The organism is Rhizobium sp. SVR5-9E, assembly GCF_056755095.1.
The window spans coordinates 1-15,965 of record NZ_JBNDHS010000121.1 but is presented as its reverse complement, the minus strand read 5'-3'; the positions used below and the strand labels follow the sequence as shown (position 1 = coordinate 15,965).

Below are 15,965 nucleotides of genomic sequence, written 5' to 3'. Positions count from 1 at the left end.
TTTGAAGACCGCGCCTTCGAGCGCGGTTTTTTGTTCGGCGGTTGCCGCCTCGCGCTCTTTGCCTAGCAAATGTCGTTCTTCGTATTGCTCTTGGCAGGGCGGAACGCTAAAGCTTCGCCCATTCCAGTTGAGGAGCCCGCCGATGACAAATGCTTCTACCGAAACCTTCTTCAATCGTTCGCTCGCCGATACCGATCCGGAAATCTTCGGCGCGATCCAGAAGGAACTCGGCCGCCAGCGGCATGAGATTGAGCTGATCGCCTCGGAAAACATCGTTTCCCGCGCGGTGCTGGAAGCCCAGGGCTCCATCATGACGAACAAGTATGCGGAAGGCTATCCGGGCAAGCGCTACTACGGCGGCTGCCAGTTCGTCGATATCGCTGAAGAACTGGCGATCGAACGTGCCAAGAAGCTCTTCGGCGTCAATTTTGCGAACGTCCAGCCGAATTCCGGTTCGCAGATGAACCAGGCGGTCTTCCTGGCGCTGCTGCAGCCGGGCGACACCTTCATGGGCCTCGACCTCAACTCGGGCGGTCACCTGACGCATGGTTCGCCGGTCAACATGTCCGGCAAGTGGTTCAACGTCGTTTCCTACGGCGTCCGCGAGGGCGACAACCTGCTCGATATGGACGAAGTCGCCCGCAAGGCCCAAGAGCACAAGCCGAAGCTCATCATCGCCGGCGGCACCGCTTACTCGCGTATCTGGGACTGGAAGCGTTTCCGCGAGATCGCCGACTCCGTCGGTGCCTACCTGATGGTTGACATGGCCCACATCGCCGGCCTCGTCGCCGGTGGCCAGCATCCGTCGCCGTTCCCGCACTGCCATGTCGCGACGACGACGACCCACAAGTCGCTCCGCGGCCCGCGCGGTGGTGTGATCCTGACGAATGACGAAGATCTGGCGAAGAAGTTCAACTCGGCCGTCTTCCCGGGTCTCCAGGGCGGTCCGCTGATGCACATCATTGCCGCCAAGGCCGTTGCCTTCAGTGAAGCGCTGCAGCCTGAATTCAAGGATTACGCGGCCCAGATCGTCAAGAATGCCAAGGCGCTGGCCGAAACCCTGATCGCAGGCGGCCTCGACGTCGTTTCCGGCGGCACGGACAACCACCTGATGCTCGTCGACCTTCGCAAGAAGAACGCCACCGGAAAGCGCGCGGAAGCGGCACTCGGCCGCGCCTACATCACCTGCAACAAGAACGGCATTCCGTTCGATCCTGAGAAGCCCTTCGTCACCTCGGGTGTGCGTCTCGGCGCTCCGGCCGGCACCACGCGCGGCTTCAAGGAAGCGGAATTCAAGGAAATCGGCAATCTCATCGTCGAGGTCCTGGATGGCCTGAAGGTCGCCAATTCCGACGAGGGGAATGCAGCTGTGGAAGCCGCAGTCCGCGGCAAGGTCACTCAACTGACCGGCCGCTTCCCAATGTACGATTACATCGGCTGAGAGTAGCGCATGCGCTGCCCATTCTGCGGATCGGAAGACACCCAGGTCAAGGATTCACGCCCGGCGGAGGACAACACGTCCATCCGCCGCAGGCGTATCTGTCCCGATTGCGGGGGCCGTTTTACCACCTTCGAGCGCGTGCAACTGCGCGAGCTGATGGTCGTCAAGAAGACCGGACGCAAGGTGCCTTTCGACCGCGACAAGCTGGTACGGTCCTTCGAGATCGCACTGCGCAAGCGCCCGGTCGACCGCGACCGCATCGAGCGCGCCGTGTCCGGCATCGTACGGCGCCTCGAAAGCTCCGGTGAGGTCGAAATCAGCTCCGAGGCCATTGGCCTTCAGGTGCTCGAGGCCCTCAAAAGCCTCGATGACGTCGGCTTCGTTCGCTATGCGTCGGTCTACCGGGATTTCTCGCATGCCGAGGATTTCGAAAAGGTCATCTCCGAGATCAACGCGAAGATCAGCCGCGACACGCTGGAGACTTGAGCCATGGGCGTCGGGCCGCACGACGAGCGTTTCATGGCCGCGGCGATCCGGCTCTCCCGCTGGCATACCGGCCAGACCTCGACGAACCCTTCCGTCGGCTGTCTGATCGTTCGCGATGGCGTGATCGTCGGCCGCGGCGTTACCGCGCTGGGTGGCCGCCCGCATGCGGAGCCGCAAGCGCTCGCCGACGCAGGCGAGCTTGCCCGCGGCGCCACCGCCTATGTGACACTCGAGCCTTGCTCGCACCACGGCAAGACACCGCCCTGCGCGGAGGCCCTGATTGCCTACGGCGTCGCCCGCGTCGTCATTGCCGTCACCGATCCCGATCCACGCGTTTCCGGCCGGGGCATCGCGTTGCTGCGCGCTGCGGGCATCGAGGTTGATGCCGGGGTGCTGGAGGAGGAGGGCCGGCGGGCGCTCGCCGGTTATCTCACCCGGCAGACGAAGAACCGCCCCTATGTCACTCTCAAACTTGCCGTTTCGGCTGACGGCATGATCGGGCGGGAAGGCGGGGGACAGGTGGCGATCACCGGACCGGCCGCCCGTGCGCAGGTTCATTCACTGCGTGCCGAAACAGATGCCATCCTCGTCGGCATCGGTACTGCGATTGCCGACGACCCGCTGCTGACAGTGCGCACGCCCGGCCTCGAATCGCAATCGCCGATCCGCATCGTACTTGATCCGGCGCTGGAGCTGCCGCTCACCAGCAAACTGGTCAACTCCGCGCGAGACGTGCCGGTCATCGTGGTTGCAAGGCCAGAGATGGACGAAGCTCGCGCCGCACCCCTGCGGTCTGCCGGCGTCGAAATACTTCCCTGCAGTCCCTACCACCCCGAGGTGCTGCTGCCTGCACTCGCCTCGCGCGGCATCTCCTCGCTGCTCGTGGAAGGCGGAGCGAAGACGGCGCGGCTTTTCCTCAACGCCGGCCTGGTCGATCGCATCCAGCTTTATCAAGGTCCGGGAACGATCGGCGAGGGAGGTATTGAATCGCCGCTGCGGAAGACCGACATGCCATCGGGTTTTGCTCATAAGGGCACGTTTATTTTCGGCGAAGACCGCCTGGACGAATACGAAAGAGAGCTTTGATGTTCACCGGAATTGTCACCGACGTCGGCACGATCGAGTCCGTTTCCCCCATGAACGAGGGCGTCAAGCTCCGCGTGGCCACCGCTTACGATCCGGCGACCATCGATATGGGGGCGTCGATTTCGCATTCGGGCGTGTGCCTGACAGTCACCGGCCTGCCGGACGAAGGCAGCAACGGCCGCTGGTTCGAGGTCGAGGCCTGGGAGGAGGCGCTTCGGCTCACGACCATCGCGACCTGGAAGGAGGGGACGCGCGTCAACCTCGAGCGCTCTCTGAAAATCGGTGACGAGCTCGGCGGCCACATCGTTTCCGGGCATGTCGATGGCAAAGCCGAAATCCTCTCGGTGACCGCTGAAGGCGACGCTACGCGCTACCGGCTGCGCGCGCCGGAGCATCTCGCCAAATTCGTGGCGCCGAAGGGCTCGATTGCGCTCGATGGCACGTCGCTGACCGTCAACGCGGTCGACGGCGCCGATTTTGATGTCCTGTTGATCCGCCACACGCTTGAGGTCACGACCTGGGGCGAGCGCAAGGCCGGCGATTTCGTCAATTTCGAGGTCGATACGATGGCGCGCTATGCGGCTAGGCTGGCTGAGTTCCCGTCCGCGAAAGCAGAATGATTTCGCCGTGATAGTCGGAACGCGCCACCTCGCGAAAGCCGAGTTTCTCGGCAACGCGAAGTGATGGCGCATTGTCGGGGCTGATGATGCAGGTCACGGCCTTGCCAGGAAAATTCGCTTCAGCCCATCGAAGCAATGCTTTCAAGGCTTCGGTGGCGTAGCCGCGCCCATGCGCGGACGGCAGCAGCACCCATCCGGTCTCCAGCGTGCCTTCGAGGGACGGTTTCATGTCCCGCCGCACCTCGTGGAAGCCCGCTTCGCCGATAAGCCGGCCCGTTTCCTTCTCTTCGATTGCGAGAAAGCCGAAGCCCATGAAATGCCACATGCCGGCGCTGCGTATCAGCCTCGCCCAGGTTTGCTCGCGCGTCGACGGTACGCCACTGATGAAGCGGACGACGGCTTCATCGCTCCACAAGTTCACATAATCATTGAAATCTTCGAGGCGGTGGGGCCGCAGAATCAATCGCTGGGTTTCGATGGTAGGAATACTGACCATGGATATCGTTCTCTGAAAAACGCCATTTCACGCGCCGGGTTCGCCGTCCCAATAGTCGAGATCGCTTTCCGCGCGCCCGATGAAGCGGAAGCGGCCGGACTGCGCTTCCTCGTGATTTGTTTTGGCAAGAAATTTCCCGGAGTCGGGGTATTCGACGACCTCCGTCTTCGCCGTCGTCGAAATGCCGAGATAGATCAGCGTCGTCGTGCCGGTGTTAAGGATTTGATGTGCCGTTTCCTTGCCCCCAGCCGGTGCGCCGAGCGTGTCGCCCTTCTTGATTGGATAACGTTCGCTGCCGAAGCGATATTCGCCTGTTCCCTCAATCACGAAGAACAATTCATCCTCGACATGGTGATTGTGGAACGGACAGCTCGATTTGCCGGGCGGCACTTCGTTGTAGCTGATTCCGAGATTGGAGAGGCCGAGCAGACGGCCGAACGAAGCATCGGCGCTCTCATAGAGGGCGCCCTGTGTCCAGCGCTCGAGTGTCAGATCGGCAACATTGAGAACCGGTTTGATGTCCCGCGGCATGTCTTCTCCCCTTTACGAGGGTCAGGAGACCACCAATCCGAGCTGAAATTCAATAGGCTTCGGAAGAATTGTTGAAAGAGGCGGCGCGGCGAACTGCGCCGCCTCTTTCCGATCAGCTGGTATAGAAGGTGATGCTGCCGTCCGCCGCCTGTTCGGCGTTGACGACATCATGGACGTTCACCCCTTTACTTGCGAGCTCACGGGTCAGCATTCGGTTGGCATGGATCGAGGCCTGGAGTCGGCGAACATCGTATGCCGAGCGCTGCGGAGCAGAGCGCGGACCTTCTACGTCGGGGTTCTCACCGTTCCAGGCGTAGAACTGCTGGACGTTGAAGTCCGTGCCGTGGAAATTGCGCAGCGTTTGGTCGATGCCGCCTGTGGTGTTCATGCCAAGGCTTTCAGCACGGCTGACGCCGGCAAGCGCGAGGGAGGAGAGGGCGGATGCGATGATGATTTTAGCAACGCGGTTCATGATGTATCCTTTCATCAGCTGCGGCGGTCGCCTGTCATGCAGGGATCGTCTGCGTTACGCATTTTGAATTGGGTCAGCTGACGTGCGAAATCAATGGGCTAACGTGCTGAAATATAATTACAAATTATTCATTTTAGCTGCCCTTGATTTGCCCTTTTCAAGGCGTTCGGCAGGGCTCGCCGCGAGGGGTGATCCTGCACATCTGCTATCCTGTTGCAGCGATTTCCGTATTTGCATTTCAGCCATGATCCGAATTTACTTGCCATTCGTCGGCAGGCGTGTTTTGACCGCGGCCTGCCGAGTGGCAAAGTCCTCAAAAACCGAAGGTGATGCATGGCGCGAGACAACGCTCCCCATATTTTGATCGTCGAAGCCCGCTTCTACGACGACATGGCAGATGCACTTCTGGACGGTGCCACCTTCGCTTTGAAAGAGGCTGGCGCGACCTACGAGGTCGTGACCGTTCCGGGTGCCCTGGAAATTCCGGCGGCGATCGCCATTGCGCTCGATGGCGCGGATAATGGCGGCACGCACTATGATGGCTATGTCGCGCTTGGTACGGTCATCCGCGGCGAGACCTATCATTTCGAGATCGTTTCGAACGAATCCTCCCGCGCACTGATGGATCTCGCTGTCAGCGAGTCGCTGGCTATCGGCAACGGTATCCTGACGGTCGAAAACGATGAGCAGGCCTGGGTGCGCGCCCGCCGCTCGGACAAGGACAAGGGCGGATTTGCCGCTCGTGCAGCTCTCACGATGATCGAGCTGAAGAAGAAATTGGGTGCATACGAATGAGCAATGAAAACCCGGAGCGTCAGGTGAAGACGGCGAACCAGCGCGGGGCTGCGCGGCTGGCTGCCGTTCAGGCGCTCTATCAGATGGATGTCGGCGGAGCCGGTGTTCTGGAGATTGTCGCCGAATACGAGGCGCATCGCCTCGGCCAGGAAATTGACGGCGAAACCTATCTCAAGGCCGATCCCGCCTGGTTCCGCTCCATCGTCTCCGGCGTCGTGCGCGAGCAACTGCGCCTTGATCCGCTGATTGCCTCCGCTCTCCAGGACGACTGGGCGCTTTCGCGCCTGGACAGCACCGTGCGCGCCATCCTGCGCGCCGGGGTCTTCGAACTTCTCGACCGCAAGGACGTGCCGGTGGCTGTGATCGTCACGGAATATGTCGAGATCGCCCGGGCCTTCTTCGAAGACGACGAGCCGAAGCTCGTCAACGCCGTGCTCGACCGCATCGCCAAGCAGGTGCGCGGCGAGGCGAAGAAGTAGCCTTCCGTCCACTAGCGCACCATTTCCCTGTTTCTGCTGCACTGCAAGGGTTTTCGCCCTTGGCGGTCTTGACGTCCTGTTTTCTGCCACGCAATCTCCGGACGCAAAGCTAGACCGTTTTAGTGGAGAGAAGACGATTCGGCTGCGCTCGCGCCGAGCGGAGGAGTTTTCGGCGCATTGGGAGGAGGAGCGAATGACCATTCTTATAAGTGTAATAATATGCGGTCTGCTCTCGGTGGCCTATGCCATCTGGGCAACCCGGTCGGTGCTGGCCGCCGATCAGGGGAACAGCCGCATGCAGGAAATCGCGGGCTATATCCGCGAGGGCGCGCAGGCTTATCTGATGCGCCAGTACAAGGCGATTGCGATCGTCGGTATCGTTGTTTTCATTGCAGCTTGGCTGCTTCTTTCCGGCACGGCGGCCATCGGATTTCTGATCGGCGCCGTTCTTTCTGGTGCTGCCGGCTTTATCGGCATGCACGTATCCGTCCGGGCCAACGTGCGCACGGCGCAGGCCGCCTCGCATAGCCTTTCCGCTGGCCTCGACATCGCCTTCAAATCGGGAGCGATCACCGGCATGCTCGTTGCCGGCTTGGCGCTGCTCGGCGTATCGATCTACTATTTCATCCTGACCGTCCTGCTCGGCCACGAAAGCGGTTCTCGCGAAGTCATCGACGCTCTCGTCGCGCTCGGCTTCGGCGCGTCGCTGATCTCGATCTTCGCCCGCCTTGGCGGCGGGATCTTCACCAAGGGTGCGGATGTCGGCGGCGACCTGGTCGGCAAGGTAGAGGCTGGTATTCCCGAGGACGATCCGCGCAATCCGGCAACGATCGCAGATAACGTCGGCGACAACGTCGGCGACTGCGCGGGCATGGCAGCCGACCTTTTCGAGACCTACGCCGTCTCGGTCGTCGCGACCATGGTTCTCGCCTCGATCTTCTTTGCCGGCGCACCGATCCTGCAGTCGGCGATGATCTACCCACTGGCGATCTGCGGCGCTTGCATCATCACCTCGATCATAGGCACCTTCTTCGTCAAGCTCGGCAGCAACGGCTCGATCATGGGCGCCCTTTACAAGGGCCTGGTGGTCACCGGCCTGCTGTCGATCATTGGGCTTGGTTTGGCAACGTCCCTGACGGTGGGATGGGGTTCGCTCGGGCAGGTCGGCGGTGCCGAAGTCACGGGCACGAACCTCTTCGTCTGCGGTTTGGTCGGCCTCGTGGTGACGGCACTTATCGTCGTCATCACCGAATATTACACCGGCACCAACAAGCGCCCGGTCAATTCCATCGCGCAGGCCTCGGTGACCGGACACGGAACCAATGTCATTCAGGGCCTCGCTGTCTCCCTGGAATCGACAGCGCTGCCCGCAATCGTCATCGTCGGCGGCATTATCGCCACCTACCAGCTGGGCGGCCTCTTCGGGACCGGCATCGCTGTCACTGCCATGCTCGGACTTGCCGGCATGATCGTGGCGCTCGATGCCTTCGGCCCGGTGACCGACAATGCCGGCGGCATCGCCGAAATGTCCCACCTGCCGCCGGAGGTCCGCAAGTCGACGGACGCGCTGGACGCCGTCGGTAACACCACGAAGGCCGTGACCAAAGGCTATGCGATCGGCTCTGCCGGTCTCGGCGCGCTGGTGCTTTTTGCAGCTTATGCGAACGACCTGCAGTATTTCGCCCAGCACGGCGACCAATATCCATACTTCGCGAATATCGGCACGATCTCCTTTGAACTGTCGAATCCCTATGTCGTGGCGGGTCTCCTCTTCGGTGGCCTCATTCCCTACCTTTTCGGTGGCATCGCGATGACGGCGGTCGGCCGCGCCGCCGGCGCGATCGTCGAGGAAGTGCGTCTTCAGTTCAAGACGAAGCCGGGCATCATGCAGGGCACCGAAAAGCCGGACTACGGCAAGGCGGTGGATCTGCTGACAAAGGCCGCGATTCGCGAGATGATCATCCCCTCGCTGCTGCCGGTTCTGGCTCCGATCGTTGTCTATTTCGGCGTCCTGCTGATCTCCGGCTCCAAGGCCTCGGCGTTTGCGGCGCTCGGCGCATCGCTGCTCGGGGTGATCATCAACGGCCTCTTCGTCGCCATTTCGATGACCTCGGGCGGCGGCGCATGGGACAACGCAAAGAAGTCCTTCGAGGATGGCTTCGTCGATAAGAACGGTGTTCGCCATATGAAGGGTTCGGATGCGCACAAGGCGTCCGTCACCGGCGATACGGTCGGCGATCCTTACAAGGACACCGCCGGGCCAGCCGTCAATCCGGCGATCAAGATCACCAATATCGTCGCCTTGCTGCTGCTGGCCGTGCTGGCCTGATCGAACAGAAAGGTACAATAAAAAAACCCGCCGGAGCGATCCGGCGGGTTTCTTTTTGGGTTTCGATCCTACTGGATACTTGCTGGGTTCGCCGGATTGCCGGAGGGCGTTCCGAACAGGCTCTTGGCTGCGCTGCCGGCGCCGCCGGCCAGAACCTGCTGAAGGAAGCTCAGCTCACGGCCGCCGGTCGGGGTCACGCGCGAAATCGTATCGAATACCTTGCCGTCCTGAAGGGTGTAGTTCGCCCGCCGTGTCACGACGCCGTCCTTGTCGAAATAAATCGCAAGCACGCTCTGATCCACGACCTTCAACTTTTGGAAGGCGACGGAACGGGTGCGCTTCTGTGAAATATAATAGAAGACTTCGCTGTCGAACGTTGCCGTGGTCGAAGGCGTGCCAAGCGACAGGAGCACCTGTTCGCGGCTCGAACCTTCGGGAACGAGATTGAGGGACTCCTGGTCGACGACATAGCCGCCGTTGAGGACGGTGCCGGTGCTCTCGCAGCTGGTAAGACCTGCTGCGGAAATGATGATGGCAATGGCTGCGCTGCTGAAGAATTTCATGTCATACTTGAAATACCGTCTCTTCAACGACATTTACTCCCTTTAAGTATCGATAGGCAGCTTCGAGCCCTGCAATCACCGCTGATGCAAAATCTTTGTGGCCTTTCCGGGGTCGAATTTTCCCATTCCCCAGGATCCAACCTACAAGGACACTGTTCCGAAAGTGGTCACCTTCGGCATTGCAATTCGCGCTTGCTTCGGTAAACCAGCTTTCGAAATCATGCAACACGGCCCGCGCTACGGCGCGTGAAGAATAAGGCTTTTCCGGAAGAAACTATGATCTTCGGGCTTTTTCGTAAGAAGAACAGCAATCAGGCAATTGTCGATCGGCAGTATTCGACACTGACCGCAGCAGCGCGCATGCCGCAATTCTATGAGGGCATGAATGTTCCAGACACCGTGATGGGTCGTTTCGAGATGCTATCTCTGGTGATGATCCTTTTTTTCCGGCGAACGCGTTCCTCCGGAACCAGCGGCCAGGAGATCGCGCAGGAGATCGTGGACGCCTTCTTTCAGGATATCGACCATTCGATCCGCGAACTTGGCATCGGTGACGTGGGCGTGCCGAAGCGGATGAAGAAGCTTGCCGGCATGTTCTACGGCCGGCTTGAATCCTACTCGGCGGCATTGGATGCCGGCGATCGTGCGGCGCTTGCGCTGGCTCTCCAGCGCAACATCCACCCAGAGGCAGCAGCCAACATGCAGGATATGACGGCGCTTGCCAGCTGGATGTTCGATGCCGAAGCTGATCTGTCGGCTCAGTCGGAGGACCGGATCTCGACGGGCTCGGCGACGCTGCCGCAGGCAGCGTAAGGAGGAAGCTATGAGACAGCGCAACGACGACATTCCGTTTTCCTACCTCGTCAAGGTCGGCCATATCTCCGCAAATCCCGTCGAGGTGCACGTCGAGGCGGACCAGAAGGAGTTGAAGGCGCTTGCGAAGGCCTGGGACGTTCTTTCCGTCGATGATTTGCGTGCCGACCTCCAGATCAATCGCTGGAAAAAAGACGGCATCCGCGTCAAGGGCAGGGTGCAGGCAAAGATCGTTCAAGCGTGCGTCGTCACCCTCGACCCCGTGCCGTCCTCGATCGACGAGCAGTTCGAACAGATCTTCGTGCCTGAGACGTCGAAACTTGCCCGGCACCCGGCCAACGACGCTGGCGAAATGGTTCTTGATCCCGACGGGCCGGATCTGCCCGAAACCTTCACTGGTGATACGATCGACGCAGGCGAAGTGGTCACGGAGTTCGCCGCGCTCGCGATTGATTCCTATCCACGCAAAGAGGGTATTGAGTTCGCCGATCATATCGAGGATACCGGCGAAAACGACAAAAAGCCCTCCGCCTTTGCAGCGCTCAAGGACTGGAAGAAGGACTGAAGACCCGTTGGGTATTTGATACAATTCAGTTGTAAGCGACAGGAAAACCGGTATTTTGGCCGAAATTTTCGCCCCGCGCGGAAGAATCAAGGATCAGGGACGCGTGATCAGAATATCTCTCGACCTCATGGGTGGCGACTTCGGTCCCGAGGTTGTCATCCCAGGTGCCGCTAAGGCGCTGGAAAGGCATCCGGATATCTCATTCGTCTTCTACGGACTGAAAGAGCAGTGTGATCCGGTTCTTGCCAAGTTTCCGAAAGTCCGCGAACACTCCGTTTTTCACGATTGCGAGCTCGCCGTCCGCATGGACGAGAAGCCGAGCCAGGCGCTGCGCCGCGGCCGCTATATTTCCACGATGTGGCGTACCATCGAAGCCGTTAAGACGGGCGAGGCCGATGTAGCCGTTTCGGCGGGCAACACCGGAGCGCTCATGGCGATGGCGAAGTTCTGTCTGCGCACGATGGCCAATATCGAGCGTCCTGCGATTGCGGCGATCTGGCCGACACTGCGGGGGGAAAGCATCGTTCTAGATGTCGGCGCCACGATCGGCGCCGATTCTCAGCAGCTCATGGATTTCGCCTTGATGGGCGGCGCCATGGCCCGCGCCCTGTTCGAGCTCGAACGCCCGACGATCGGCCTGCTCAATGTCGGCGTCGAAGAAATGAAGGGCCAGGAAGAGGTCAGGGAGGCGGGCCGGCTGCTTCGCGAGGCCAACATCGATTCGCTCGAATATTCCGGTTTCGTCGAAGGCAATGACATCGGCAAAGGTACCGTCGATGTCGTCGTCACGGAGGGCTTTTCAGGCAATATCGCCTTGAAGGCGGCTGAAGGTACGGCAAAGCAGATCGGCGAATATCTGCGCGCGGCGATGACGCGCACGCTGCTTGCCAAGATCGGCTATCTCTTCGCCAAGGCTGCTTTCGACATGCTTCGCGAAAAGATGGACCCCAGCAAGGTCAATGGCGGCGTATTCCTTGGCCTCAACGGTATCGTCATCAAGAGCCATGGTGGCGCCAATGCCGATGGTATCGCTGCTGCCATCGAAGTCGGCTATGACATGGCCAAGAATGGCCTCAATCAGAAAATAGAAAACGATCTCAAGAGGTATCATGCCAAGCCTTTGCCCCCGAAGGGGCCGGAAGCGGCATGAACGATAGGACTTAAGCAGAATGATCCGTTCAGTGGTTCGCGGGTTCGGAGCCGCACTTCCGAAGCGCGTTATGACCAATCGCGAGATGGAAGATGTCGTTGACACTTCGGACGAATGGATCGTCCAGCGGACGGGCATCCGCCAGAGATATATCGCCGGCGAGGGCGAAACCACCTCCTCGCTGGGTGAGCAGGCCGCCCGCGCGGCACTCGACAATGCAGGCCTGACGCCCGCTGACATCGATCTCATCATCTGTGCGACCTCGACGCCCGACAACACCTTTCCGGCGACGGCGGTCAACATCCAGAACCGTCTCGGCATGCACCACGGCTTCGCATTCGACGTTCAGGCGGTCTGCACCGGCTTCGTCTATGCGGTGACGACGGCCGATGCTTATATCCGTGGTGGCCTCGCTAAACGCGCCCTGGTCATCGGCGCCGAGACCTTCTCGCGCATCCTTGACTGGAACGACCGCACCACCTGCGTTCTCTTCGGCGACGGCGCCGGCGCGATCGTGCTCGAAGCCGCTGAAGGGCAGGGCAGCACTTCCGATCGTGGTGTCCTGACGGCGCACCTTCGTTCCGATGGATCCCATAAGGAAAAGCTTTACGTCGATGGCGGTCCATCCAGCACCGGCACCGTCGGCAAGCTGCGCATGGAAGGCCGCGAAGTCTTCAAATATGCCGTGGGCATGATCACCGATGTGATTCAGGCTGCCTTCGATTCAACGGGCACGACGGCCGATGATCTGGACTGGCTCGTACCTCATCAGGCGAACCGCCGCATCATCGATGGCTCCGCCAAAAAGCTGAGCATCGCACCCGAAAAGGTGGTCGTGACGGTCGATCTGCATGGCAATACGTCCGCCGCTTCCATTCCGCTTGCGCTTGCCACTGCGGCGGGCGACGGGCGCATCAAAAAAGGCGACCTCGTGATGCTGGAGGCGATGGGCGGTGGCTTCACCTGGGGGGCAATGCTCCTACGCTGGTAGCGGTAACAAATCCGAAAAAGTGGCGACGAACAAGAGCTTGACCGTAACACGCAAGAACAATAGTCTTTGCTCACTTTCATAAAAGATTTGTAGAATGTGGCGGGGAAACCATGACCGGAAAGACAGTGACGCGAGCAGACCTGGCGGAATCGGTATTCCGGAAGGTCGGTCTCTCCCGTACCGAGTCGGCTGAACTCGTAGAGACCGTGCTCGATGAAATCTGCAACGCCATCGTACGTGGCGAGACCGTCAAGCTTTCCTCGTTCGCTACCTTTCAGGTCCGCGACAAGAACGAGCGCATCGGCCGAAATCCCAAGACCGGCGAAGAGGTTCCGATTTCGCCGCGCCGCGTAATGACCTTCAAGGCCTCGAATGTCCTCAAAACGCGCATTCTCAAGGCGCACGCGATGCGGAAGATCAAGCTGAAGCCTGCCAATCCGGCCATGTAAGGCCGCCGACGAAGAGCTGGCCCTCCTTATCTCTGATTGATATCTCCCTATCTTTTTCTTCGGTTTCGCCTTCCGATCTGTGGGCTGCGCGAAGACGTGACTTGAATTCGACGCCTCAAACCGTTGAAATATGATGAGTCGCGGTTTCGACCGCCACGCTAGATGGTGTAGGGAGTACGACGTTGGACAAGAGCCCCGATGCTTTCCGAACAATCAGCGAGGTTGCGGACGACCTTGATCTTCCGCAGCATGTTCTCCGTTTCTGGGAAACCCGCTTTCCCCAGATAAAACCGATGAAACGAGGCGGCGGACGCCGCTATTACCGGCCGGAAGATGTCGATCTTCTGAAGGGAATACGGCATCTTCTTTATGACCACGGCTACACGATCAAGGGCGTTCAGAAGCTCTTGAAGACCAACGGCAACAAGTTCGTGGTGGCTGTTGCGCAAGGCGATCTCGCCAGCGTCGAGGCGCTGGCGACAGGCCCCAAGGATGGCGGTTCGAGCGAGCCGCGCGTCAGCGTTGCAGATGAGGATCAGCTGGTCGGGCGCGCAAAGGCACCGATTACGCGCCGTTTCTTCAACTTCGTCAGCGGCGACGATGATCAAGCCGAAGTCTCGATCGGCAAGTCGAGCGTCGGCAAGGAGGATAGAGCGCTGCTTCAGGAGGCGCTTTACGATCTCCTGGAATGTAAGCGCCTTCTCGATCAGGTACGGTAGGCGACAAAGCCCGAGCGAATCCGGCTATGCTCGTTTGGACAACACGACGGCGGCCATGTAGAGTTCATGGGGTGTGGGACAATCAGACAGTCGACGCTCAAAGCGGGTAAACAGCTCAGTCACCAAGGCGGCTGGTTCGCGAGACGGCTCAATCAAGCTGGCGATCATCGGCCCGCACCAAGCTTGCGTCATGTCTGCGTGATGCTTGGCGAAGGCCAATACATCACCACTTCTTTCGAATTGCTCCCAGCAAGGATCGGTGAGTTTGACGAGATCAAGATGCTCGAGTTCAAGGTCAGCGAAATTTTCAGCTTGTATAAATGGCTGTTGAATCTCTTCCAATGTTCGAAGACCAATCGGTATCGTGAGATGATTCTGCTCTCGTTCCGAAAGTCGGCCATCCGTCCTCATGTCGCATACAGCCGACCACAGCTCGCCGAGCAGCCATTCCCAGCCGGTGACGGTCGCCGTGCGGGCCGTAAACCCCGCTAAGAGTTTAGCGCCGGGCCGCATTTCCCGCGACCGCAGCGTCAGGAAGCGTTCCCAATCTCTCGCCTGTTGCTTTTTCACTGCAGAGACCACAGTCGGCGTGGCACTCATTCCAGCGAGAATATGGTCAGGCGCTTCTATCGTGGTGGCACTCATCCACTGCAATGCCCAGGTTGTCCAGCCAAGATGCACGCGCTGAGGCGGGAGCAATTGCTCGAAATACGACCTGCCGATCGCGGAAGGAAAGACATCGGAAGCGTCGTTCATGTAGCTGCCCGGCTCTGACACAAGCGCTTCGAACAGGGCCGAAAAATCATTCGATGGAAGGTCCGTATGGACGATTTCGATTGGCACGGATGGGCCGGATCGGAACCGCAGCGCCTTAATCGCAACGCGCATGGGGGCCATCGAATTGCGGCCTTGCGAGGAACCATAATCAACGATGGTCAAGGGACCTTCGCCAACGGTTACCGTCCGGCACGCGGTTTCCCATAATGAAAGAAGTGCGGCAATGCCAGTCGCCTGCATCGCGGAATGACGGTTGTAGAAGCCGTCTCCTTTCATCGCCGCCAGATGAGATCGCGTTGGATCGTTTGGCATGTCATCGCCTCGCGTGTAGCGGAAGCTCGCGAACGCCTTGCAGGCGTCAAGCGCCGGCGAGGCTCCTCAGTGCCTGCTGCAGATCAGACAGTTGAAAGGGCTTCTTAACGATGGGGCGCGTCCGCTCGTCGATGCCTTCGGGCGGTTCCCCATAGCCAGTCGCAAACACATAGGGCTTTCCCCTGAGATCAAGCCGCTTTGCGACCGGAAGCGAACTCCGCCCCGCAAGCGACAGGTCGAGAATAGCTGCGTCGAATTCTGTGGTCTCGGCTTTCGCCAGCGCCTGGTCGAGATCGCCCGCGGTTGCCGATACGCGATATCCGATATCGCCGAGCATATCTTCGAGAAGCATCGCGATCAGCGCATCGTCCTCGACGATGAATATGTCCTTGATGACCCTCAGCACCCGTGTTCCTCCAGGTGGTCGAACCGATATTCTGCCGGGCGAGCGGGTGTCGTCAAGATGGAATTCGTAATGATGAAGAAAACCCGTATTGCCGCCTCGAATCCGATATGCAAAATCGGAAAGGACGCCTCGGGCGTAGGGGTGAGGGAAGGCTCTTTTATATGGATTTGTTGAGCGCGACCGATTGGCTGCGTCAAAAGCCCCGGATGACCTATCCGCTGGCAGTTGCCTTGGTTGCTGTAACGTTTTTTCTGCGGCTCGCCGCAGGCGACGTGTTGAGCGGTTTTCCCTTCCTGGGTTTCTTTCCCGCGATTGTTTTTGCGAGCTTCCTCGGCGGCGCCGGGCCGGGCCTTCTTGCGGCGGTGCTATCCGCCTTTCTCGTGCAGCTATTCTTTGTTGAGCCGGACAATGCGTTCTGGCCCGAGGTTGGTTCGCAATGGCTCGCTCTTTCGACGTTTCTGATCAATGCCCTGATTGTCATCTGC

General features: G+C 59.7%; 19 protein-coding genes and 1 pseudogene. 14 read left to right on the top strand and 6 right to left on the bottom strand.

Going from position 1 to position 15,965, the window contains the following annotated elements; genetic code table 11:
- Positions 1-142: 142 nt before the first annotated feature.
- Genes glyA through ACPYOJ_RS30880 form a run of 4 tightly spaced genes read left to right on the top strand, consistent with a single transcriptional unit; the run spans position 143 to position 3,633 of the window.
- Positions 143-1,441 (top strand): serine hydroxymethyltransferase, encoded by a 1,299-nt coding sequence (gene glyA / locus ACPYOJ_RS30895; protein WP_481419648.1) that lies wholly within the window; start codon positions 143-145, stop codon positions 1,439-1,441.
- A 9-nt stretch (positions 1,442-1,450) separates the two neighbouring features.
- On the top strand, positions 1,451-1,927 hold the full coding sequence (nrdR, locus tag ACPYOJ_RS30890; protein ID WP_022714748.1) for a transcriptional regulator NrdR: 477 nt from the start codon (positions 1,451-1,453) through the stop codon (positions 1,925-1,927).
- Positions 1,928-1,930: 3 nt separating this feature from the next.
- Positions 1,931-3,013, top strand: a complete 1,083-nt coding sequence (gene ribD, locus ACPYOJ_RS30885; protein ID WP_481419647.1) for a bifunctional diaminohydroxyphosphoribosylaminopyrimidine deaminase/5-amino-6-(5-phosphoribosylamino)uracil reductase RibD — start codon at positions 1,931-1,933, stop codon at positions 3,011-3,013.
- On the top strand, positions 3,013-3,633 hold the full coding sequence (locus ACPYOJ_RS30880; RefSeq protein ID WP_481419646.1) for a riboflavin synthase: 621 nt from the start codon (positions 3,013-3,015) through the stop codon (positions 3,631-3,633). Before ribD ends, ACPYOJ_RS30880 begins: the two co-directional genes overlap by 1 nt.
- On the opposite strand, the gene ACPYOJ_RS30875 is transcribed toward ACPYOJ_RS30880, so the two are convergent.
- From ACPYOJ_RS30875 to ACPYOJ_RS30865, 3 genes are all read right to left on the bottom strand, one after another.
- Positions 3,596-4,129: a GNAT family N-acetyltransferase gene (locus ACPYOJ_RS30875; protein ID WP_481419645.1), complete on the bottom strand. Its 534-nt coding sequence runs from the start codon at positions 4,127-4,129 to the stop codon at positions 3,596-3,598. The two genes, ACPYOJ_RS30880 and ACPYOJ_RS30875, sit on opposite strands and share 38 nt — an antisense overlap.
- Before the next feature lie 27 nt (positions 4,130-4,156).
- A complete protein-coding gene (locus tag ACPYOJ_RS30870; RefSeq protein WP_481419644.1) occupies positions 4,157-4,660 on the bottom strand; it encodes a cupin domain-containing protein in 504 nt (167 codons plus the stop codon).
- A gap of 112 nt (positions 4,661-4,772) precedes the next feature.
- Positions 4,773-5,132 (bottom strand): hypothetical protein, encoded by a 360-nt coding sequence (locus ACPYOJ_RS30865; protein ID WP_481419643.1) that lies wholly within the window; start codon positions 5,130-5,132, stop codon positions 4,773-4,775.
- A 333-nt stretch (positions 5,133-5,465) separates the two neighbouring features.
- Between ACPYOJ_RS30865 and ACPYOJ_RS30860 the strand changes: the two genes are divergently transcribed.
- The 3 genes from ACPYOJ_RS30860 to ACPYOJ_RS30850 all read left to right on the top strand — a co-directional run bounded on the left by ACPYOJ_RS30860 (position 5,466) and on the right by ACPYOJ_RS30850 (position 8,735).
- Positions 5,466-5,927, top strand: coding sequence for a 6,7-dimethyl-8-ribityllumazine synthase (locus ACPYOJ_RS30860; RefSeq protein WP_481419642.1), 462 nt, complete (start codon positions 5,466-5,468; stop codon positions 5,925-5,927).
- Positions 5,924-6,406 (top strand): transcription antitermination factor NusB, encoded by a 483-nt coding sequence (gene nusB, locus ACPYOJ_RS30855; protein ID WP_168829138.1) that lies wholly within the window; start codon positions 5,924-5,926, stop codon positions 6,404-6,406. The genes ACPYOJ_RS30860 and nusB overlap by 4 nt, the downstream gene beginning before the upstream one ends.
- 193 nt (positions 6,407-6,599) lie before the next feature.
- On the top strand, positions 6,600-8,735 hold the full coding sequence (locus tag ACPYOJ_RS30850) for a sodium-translocating pyrophosphatase (protein WP_168829139.1): 2,136 nt from the start codon (positions 6,600-6,602) through the stop codon (positions 8,733-8,735).
- Between the two features lie 68 nt (positions 8,736-8,803).
- Here the strand turns inward: ACPYOJ_RS30850 and ACPYOJ_RS30845 are convergent, their stop codons facing one another.
- The gene (locus ACPYOJ_RS30845) at positions 8,804-9,331 is read right to left on the bottom strand and encodes an outer membrane protein assembly factor BamE (protein ID WP_168829140.1); all 528 of its coding nucleotides are present in this window, start codon (positions 9,329-9,331) and stop codon (positions 8,804-8,806) included.
- Between the two features lie 187 nt (positions 9,332-9,518).
- Here ACPYOJ_RS30845 and ACPYOJ_RS30840 point away from each other — a divergent pair.
- The 6 genes and pseudogenes from ACPYOJ_RS30840 (at position 9,519) to ACPYOJ_RS30815 (ending at position 13,985) form a co-directional block, all read left to right on the top strand.
- Positions 9,519-10,111, top strand: a pseudogene (locus ACPYOJ_RS30840) (ubiquinol-cytochrome C chaperone family protein).
- Positions 10,112-10,121: 10 nt separating this feature from the next.
- Positions 10,122-10,676, top strand: coding sequence for a YceD family protein (locus ACPYOJ_RS30835; RefSeq protein WP_481419641.1), 555 nt, complete (start codon positions 10,122-10,124; stop codon positions 10,674-10,676).
- 103 nt (positions 10,677-10,779) lie between these two features.
- Positions 10,780-11,826: a phosphate acyltransferase PlsX gene (gene plsX, locus ACPYOJ_RS30830; RefSeq protein ID WP_481419640.1), complete on the top strand. Its 1,047-nt coding sequence runs from the start codon at positions 10,780-10,782 to the stop codon at positions 11,824-11,826.
- A 19-nt stretch (positions 11,827-11,845) separates the two neighbouring features.
- On the top strand, positions 11,846-12,817 hold the full coding sequence (locus ACPYOJ_RS30825) for a beta-ketoacyl-ACP synthase III (protein WP_481419639.1): 972 nt from the start codon (positions 11,846-11,848) through the stop codon (positions 12,815-12,817).
- Positions 12,818-12,927: 110 nt separating this feature from the next.
- Positions 12,928-13,266, top strand: a complete 339-nt coding sequence (locus ACPYOJ_RS30820; RefSeq protein WP_481419638.1) for an integration host factor subunit alpha — start codon at positions 12,928-12,930, stop codon at positions 13,264-13,266.
- Between the two features lie 182 nt (positions 13,267-13,448).
- The gene (locus ACPYOJ_RS30815; RefSeq protein WP_481419637.1) at positions 13,449-13,985 is read left to right on the top strand and encodes a MerR family transcriptional regulator; all 537 of its coding nucleotides are present in this window, start codon (positions 13,449-13,451) and stop codon (positions 13,983-13,985) included.
- A 24-nt stretch (positions 13,986-14,009) separates the two neighbouring features.
- On the opposite strand, the gene ACPYOJ_RS30810 is transcribed toward ACPYOJ_RS30815, so the two are convergent.
- Together ACPYOJ_RS30810 and ACPYOJ_RS30805 are read right to left on the bottom strand one after the other, a co-directional pair.
- Entirely contained in the window at positions 14,010-15,074 is a 1,065-nt protein-coding gene (locus ACPYOJ_RS30810) for a class I SAM-dependent methyltransferase (RefSeq protein ID WP_481419636.1), read from the bottom strand.
- 46 nt (positions 15,075-15,120) lie between these two features.
- Positions 15,121-15,468: a response regulator gene (locus ACPYOJ_RS30805; RefSeq protein ID WP_168829607.1), complete on the bottom strand. Its 348-nt coding sequence runs from the start codon at positions 15,466-15,468 to the stop codon at positions 15,121-15,123.
- Between the two features lie 173 nt (positions 15,469-15,641).
- Here ACPYOJ_RS30805 and ACPYOJ_RS30800 point away from each other — a divergent pair.
- A partial coding sequence (locus ACPYOJ_RS30800; RefSeq protein WP_481419649.1) for a DUF4118 domain-containing protein occupies positions 15,642-15,965 on the top strand: 324 nt, incomplete at its 3' end.

Coding starts and splice junctions, on each gene's coding strand:
- ACPYOJ_RS30810 (WP_481419636.1), bottom strand. CDS start 15,074: ATGCCAAACGATCCAACGCGATCTCATCTGGCGGCGATGAAAGGAGAC.
- ACPYOJ_RS30880 (WP_481419646.1), top strand. CDS start 3,013: ATGTTCACCGGAATTGTCACCGACGTCGGCACGATCGAGTCCGTTTCC.
- ACPYOJ_RS30865 (WP_481419643.1), bottom strand. CDS start 5,132: ATGAACCGCGTTGCTAAAATCATCATCGCATCCGCCCTCTCCTCCCTC.
- ACPYOJ_RS30825 (WP_481419639.1), top strand. CDS start 11,846: ATGATCCGTTCAGTGGTTCGCGGGTTCGGAGCCGCACTTCCGAAGCGC.
- ACPYOJ_RS30860 (WP_481419642.1), top strand. CDS start 5,466: ATGGCGCGAGACAACGCTCCCCATATTTTGATCGTCGAAGCCCGCTTC.
- ACPYOJ_RS30875 (WP_481419645.1), bottom strand. CDS start 4,129: ATGGTCAGTATTCCTACCATCGAAACCCAGCGATTGATTCTGCGGCCC.
- ACPYOJ_RS30845 (WP_168829140.1), bottom strand. CDS start 9,331: ATGTCGTTGAAGAGACGGTATTTCAAGTATGACATGAAATTCTTCAGC.
- nrdR (WP_022714748.1), top strand. CDS start 1,451: ATGCGCTGCCCATTCTGCGGATCGGAAGACACCCAGGTCAAGGATTCA.
- ACPYOJ_RS30820 (WP_481419638.1), top strand. CDS start 12,928: ATGACCGGAAAGACAGTGACGCGAGCAGACCTGGCGGAATCGGTATTC.
- nusB (WP_168829138.1), top strand. CDS start 5,924: ATGAGCAATGAAAACCCGGAGCGTCAGGTGAAGACGGCGAACCAGCGC.
- ACPYOJ_RS30850 (WP_168829139.1), top strand. CDS start 6,600: ATGACCATTCTTATAAGTGTAATAATATGCGGTCTGCTCTCGGTGGCC.
- ACPYOJ_RS30870 (WP_481419644.1), bottom strand. CDS start 4,660: ATGCCGCGGGACATCAAACCGGTTCTCAATGTTGCCGATCTGACACTC.
- glyA (WP_481419648.1), top strand. CDS start 143: ATGACAAATGCTTCTACCGAAACCTTCTTCAATCGTTCGCTCGCCGAT.
- ribD (WP_481419647.1), top strand. CDS start 1,931: ATGGGCGTCGGGCCGCACGACGAGCGTTTCATGGCCGCGGCGATCCGG.
- ACPYOJ_RS30835 (WP_481419641.1), top strand. CDS start 10,122: ATGAGACAGCGCAACGACGACATTCCGTTTTCCTACCTCGTCAAGGTC.